General features: G+C 63.8%; 3 protein-coding genes. 1 reads left to right on the top strand and 2 read right to left on the bottom strand.

Annotated elements, in window-relative coordinates; all coding sequences use genetic code 11:
• Positions 1-77: 77 nt before the first annotated feature.
• Together ACIA5C_RS20110 and ACIA5C_RS20105 are read right to left on the bottom strand one after the other, a co-directional pair.
• Positions 78-578 (bottom strand): caspase domain-containing protein, encoded by a 501-nt coding sequence (locus ACIA5C_RS20110; protein ID WP_396056642.1) that lies wholly within the window; start codon positions 576-578, stop codon positions 78-80.
• Complete coding sequence (locus tag ACIA5C_RS20105; RefSeq protein WP_396056641.1) at positions 575-937, bottom strand: hypothetical protein; 363 nt, start codon at positions 935-937, stop codon at positions 575-577. Before ACIA5C_RS20105 ends, ACIA5C_RS20110 begins: the two co-directional genes overlap by 4 nt.
• A gap of 246 nt (positions 938-1,183) precedes the next feature.
• On the opposite strand from ACIA5C_RS20105, the gene ACIA5C_RS20100 reads away from it, so the two are divergent.
• The gene (locus ACIA5C_RS20100) at positions 1,184-1,531 is read left to right on the top strand and encodes a hypothetical protein (protein WP_396056639.1); all 348 of its coding nucleotides are present in this window, start codon (positions 1,184-1,186) and stop codon (positions 1,529-1,531) included.
• Positions 1,532-1,673: the final 142 nt, after the last annotated feature.

The following is a 1,673-nucleotide window of genomic DNA, read 5'->3' as shown; positions in this document are numbered from 1 at the left end:
CATCTGACGTCGACACAACCGACGATGATCACGCGGTGGCCGCCCCGCATCCGGCACCGCCACGCAGAGATCACGATCTACGGCTGGAGTACTAGTTCGCCGATGACGGCCGACGCGGCATTCGACATCGCCTCTGCCGCGAGCCCCGAAAAGCAGCAATCGAGTATCAGGATGCGGTTGTGCGCGGGGCTGTCGGCCAATGCCAACCGGAGCCATTCCATCGGGACGCCCGAGTAACGAACTCGGCGGGGGTCCGGGTCCGTCGTGGTTACGGCCAAGAACGGGTTGCCGCGTTGGCCGAGCACCCCGTGGCCCGCGTAGTACAGCACGAGTGTGTCCAGTGCCTCGCTGACGACAGTGTCAATCGCATCGCCGACCTGCTGAGGCGTCGTTGGCTCAGCAAGCTGCTGGCAGCCTTCCCGATCGAGGCAGCCGACCGCCGGATCGGCGAGCACATCGGTCAGCTCCTGCAGATTGTTGGTCACCGCAGGCAGATCGTGGAGATCGGGATGAGTGAACCGCGAGGCCCCGATAAGCAGTGCTCGAGACCTGCGTCGATCCGGCAGTCTCGCGTTCACTGCGGCGTTTGGTCCGAGGTCAGCGAGTCGTACAGATCTTTCACCGCTGCTGCGCTGTTGGCGTCGACCTCCACTTTGCGGATAATCTCGCCGGACTCGGCAAGCACGAATTCGACGCTGATTCGGGCACGACGCGCCTGCAACCAGGTCGTCAGGACACTGATCAAAGCGGCTCCCGCGCCACCGCTTCCAAGCGCCACGGAGAGGACCTCCATGGCACCGCCCATCTCGTGAGACTCCGGCCGCCGCGACTGCGCCTTGACGTGCCCACGTAACTCGTCGGTGCGTTGAAGCCAGTCGAGCAGCGAGTACAAGTCGTCGGGTCGCCCTTCAACCAGAGCCACGTTGATCAACGTCATGTGGACATTGTCCGCCCTCGAACCAGCTTCGCGAAACTTCAATGATCCACTGTCGACATCCAGATAGATCAATTACGACCTGAGTCCGGCTTCGGACCTGCGCTCACCAGCCGCCGGACATGGCGCGTGGTCACCCCGAGTCGGGCCGCGATGTCCGCGGCGCTCGCCTGCGGCTCCTCAGCCTCAACTGTGCCAACAGATCGGTGGGTTTGTCGTCGCCGCGACGTTGGCGGCCAGAGGTCCGTGGTGGCGGTGAACCTCGCAGAGCTGACGATCAAAATGCCGAAAATACGGATCAAGGTCCCAGGCAGCATGCGCGCCATGACCGGAGCCGAACACTTCGTCGCGATCCGCAGGTACATCGCCACCGCCACCCGACACGGCACCAACATGGTCGACGCCCTCATCCAGGCCACCAGCGGCAACCCCTGGATCCCAGCACCTGAACAGTACCAACGAACCTACATAACAATCTTCAGGCACCTGTCCAGTTGCAACGCTCTAATCCTATCTACGCGGCAAGACGATTTGTTCCTGAACGATGAGTTGGGCGGTTTGCCTAGGCGTAGTCGTCGTTTGGGGTGCTTCGGGTGACCCGCCCCGGGCACGCGACTCGGCGGAGCCTGTCCGCAGAAAGCGCGGACCGGTGCGTCGCGTCTTGCTAGCCGCGGGGGCCGAGCCCCCGCGGGCCCCGCGTTGCGGTTGGGCGCGCTGCCTTTGTGGTCACGCACCCTTG

Source organism: Actinoplanes sp. NPDC051343, from assembly GCF_044455125.1.
Lineage (GTDB): Bacteria > Actinomycetota > Actinomycetes > Mycobacteriales > Micromonosporaceae > Actinoplanes.
This window is presented reverse-complemented; position numbering and strand designations above follow the sequence as displayed.